The organism is Rhodococcus sp. P4_B6, from assembly GCF_056402215.1.
The window spans coordinates 1-2,949 of the sequence record NZ_JBFUHV010000375.1; the positions used below are offsets into that span (position 1 = coordinate 1).

Below are 2,949 nucleotides of genomic sequence, written 5' to 3' on the forward strand. Positions count from 1 at the left end.
GACCAGTACGGCGAGCCCACCGAGAATGTAGGTGGACCGGCTGGATTCCGGCTGCGGGTTGTACTTGTTCTTCGAGCTCACGTGGATGCAGTCCTTCGACGTCGGATCGATTTACCGAATGCTTACTCTGCCACCGTCTGCTGAGGGGTCACTGAGAAAGTGGTGCGGGAGCGGAGCCCCAGCGCGGACGGGGAACGGGGGAACACGATCAGCCACACCGCCAGTGCGAGGAAGCCCACATCCCGGAGGATTTCCTTGGTGTAGTCCCAGCCGTTCACGTCGGCCGCACCGCCGCCGCCGAAGCATCCGCAGTCGATGGACAGCCCGCGCGCCCACACCGAGACGATCACGCCGATGAGGACGAGCAGGAGCACCGCGGACACCGAGGCCGTGGCGCGGACGGCGAGCCCGATCAGCAGGAGCAGACCGAGGGCGATCTCGAAGAACGGCAGCGTGTTGGCGACCGGCCGGACGAGGTCTTCGGGCAGTAGCTGGTACGCCCGGACCGCGATGATCGTCTGGGCGGGGTCGGCGACCTTGAGTGCGCCGGAGACCAGCCAGACGGCAGCGAGTGACAGCCGGGCGAGCAGGGAGACGACCTTGATCCACACCCGGACGAGCGTACCGAAGACGCCGGTCAGACCGCCTCGACCGACACCTTGGGCGCCGGCTTGTTCGGGACCAGCAGCCAGCCGATGGCGGCGAGGAGCATGACCCCTCCGGTGACCCCGAATGCGACCGCGTACGACAGGTGCTGAGCGAGCAGACCCGCGCCGACCGGGCCGAGGACCCCGCCGACGTCGGCGACCATCTGGAACGCGGCCAGCACGGGGCCGCCGCGGGATTTCGCGCCCACGACGTCGGCGACCGCGGCCTGCTGCGCGGGGCTCATCACTCCGGATCCGATGCCCGCGATGCCGGACAGCACCAGGAACACCAGCAGGTTCTCGCTGAGTCCCATTCCGACGGTGCTGGCGCCGCACACCAGCAGTCCGAGCAGGACGAACACCTTCCGGCCGTAGACGTCCGACAACCGCCCGGACACGATGAGGACGAGCGCATTGCCGACGGCGAACACGGTGAGGGCGATACCGGCGAGGGCGGCTTCGCGGTGCAGCGCCTCGACGACGAACAGCGGCACCATCGCCACCCGCACTCCGAAGATCACACCACCAAATGCGAAGTTGGAGCCGAGCGCCGCCCGGTAGACGGGCTGCCCGAGTGCTTCCCGCAGCGTCATGGTGGCACCGGCGGCAGTGGCGTCGGGTGCCGTCAGGTGCGAACCCCGCAGGCTCACGAACACGACAGCGGCCGCGACGACGAGGGCGATCGCGTAAATCACGAACGGAACCCGGAGCCCGAATCCGACGAGCAACCCGCCGACCAGGGGTCCGGAGATCGATCCCATCAGGAAGCTGGTCGCGTAGAGCCCGGACACGCGGCCGCGGCTGTCCACCGGTGCGATGCGGATCACCAGGCCCATCGCCGACACCGTGAACATCGTCGAGCCGATGCCCCCGAGTGCGCGGAAGACGAGCAACTGCCAGTAGTCCCCCGCGACCGCGCAGGCGGCGGTCGAGGCCGCGACGATCAGGAGCCCGGTGATGTAGACGGGCCGCTCCCCCAGCTTCTGCACGAGCCGGCCGCTCACCGGGGCGAAGATCAGACGCATGAACGCGAACGACGAGATCACGACGGTGGCCGCCGTCACGCTCACGTCGAAGCTGCGGGCGAACTGCGGGAGAGCGGGTGCGACGATCCCGAATCCGAGTGCGATGACGAAGCTGGCCGAGACCAGCACCCAGATTTCCGAAGGGAGCCGCGGGCTGCGCCCGGCGGGCAGCCCGGCTGCGCGAGTGTTCATAGTTGAATCCGATGGTAGGTGCCCCCGCTTCCGCGACGGCACCTACCCCGCCGAACACCTACTTCAGGACGTCGGCCACCAGTTCCTTGGCCGCCGCCTGCACCTGCGCGAGATGATCCGGGCCCTGGAACGATTCGGCATAGATCTTGTAGACGTCCTCGGTGCCCGACGGCCGCGCCGCGAACCACGCCGATGCGGTGGTGACCTTCAGCCCGCCGAGGGCCGCCCCGTTGCCCGGGGCGCTCGTCAGCGTCGCGGTGATCGGCTCCCCCGCCAGTTCGGTGGCCGACACCTGTTCGGGCGACAGTTTCGCCAGCACCRCCTTCTGCTCCCGGGTGGCGGGGGCGTCGATGCGGGCGTAGGCGGGGCTGCCGAACTGCTCGGTCAGTTCCCGGTACCGGACCGACGGTGTCTTTCCCGTCACCGCCGTCATCTCCGAGGCCAGCAGGGCCAGGATGATCCCGTCCTTGTCCGTGGTCCACACCCCGCCGTCGTGGCGCAGGAACGACGCACCCGCACTCTCCTCGCCGCCGAAACCGAGCGAACCCTCGAGCAGCCCGGGGACGAACCACTTGAAACCCACCGGGACCTCGAGGAGTTCACGGCCGAGGCTTCCGACCACCCGGTCGATCATCGACGAACTGACCAGCGTCTTGCCCACCTTCACACCCGAGCTCCACCCTTGTCGGTGCGAGAACAGGTAGTCGATGGCGACCGCGAGGTAGTGGTTGGGATTCATCAGTCCCGCATCGGGAGTGACGATTCCGTGCCGGTCCGCATCGGCGTCGTTGCCGGTGGAGATGTCGAACCGGTCCCGGGCTCCGATCAGCGAGGCCATGGCGTTCGGCGACGAGCAGTCCATGCGGATCTTGCCGTCGGTGTCGAGGGTCATGAACCGCCACGTGGCGTCGACGAGCGGGTTGACGACCTCGAGGTCGAGGCGGTGGATGTCGGCGATCGCACCCCAGTAGTCGACGCTCGCGCCGCCCAGCGGGTCGGCGCCGATCCGCACCCCGGCGCTGCGGATGGCGTCGAGGTCGAGAACGCTCGGTAGGTCGTCGATGTAGAAGCGGAGGAAGTCGTAC

Annotated in this window: 3 protein-coding genes and 1 pseudogene; all 4 read right to left on the minus strand. The window is 68.4% G+C overall.

Going from position 1 to position 2,949, the window contains the following annotated elements; all coding sequences use genetic code 11:
* Positions 1–81 (minus strand): annotated as a pseudogene (locus AC1DWT_RS50595) (DsbA family protein); the annotation flags it as partial.
* A 41-nt stretch (positions 82–122) separates the two neighbouring features.
* Positions 123–611: a MauE/DoxX family redox-associated membrane protein gene (locus tag AC1DWT_RS50600; RefSeq protein WP_072937695.1), complete on the minus strand. Its 489-nt coding sequence runs from the start codon at positions 609–611 to the stop codon at positions 123–125.
* A gap of 26 nt (positions 612–637) precedes the next feature.
* Positions 638–1,864, minus strand: coding sequence for an MFS transporter (locus AC1DWT_RS50605; protein WP_072937694.1), 1,227 nt, complete (start codon positions 1,862–1,864; stop codon positions 638–640).
* 58 nt (positions 1,865–1,922) lie between these two features.
* Positions 1,923–2,949 (minus strand): phosphohexomutase domain-containing protein (locus AC1DWT_RS50610; RefSeq protein ID WP_477926197.1); only part of this gene is annotated, 1,027 nt, incomplete at its 5' end.

Excerpts from the sequence above, each read along its gene's own strand:
- AC1DWT_RS50605 (WP_072937694.1), bottom strand. The coding sequence starts at position 1,864 with ATGAACACTCGCGCAGCCGGGCTGCCCGCCGGGCGCAGCCCGCGGCTC.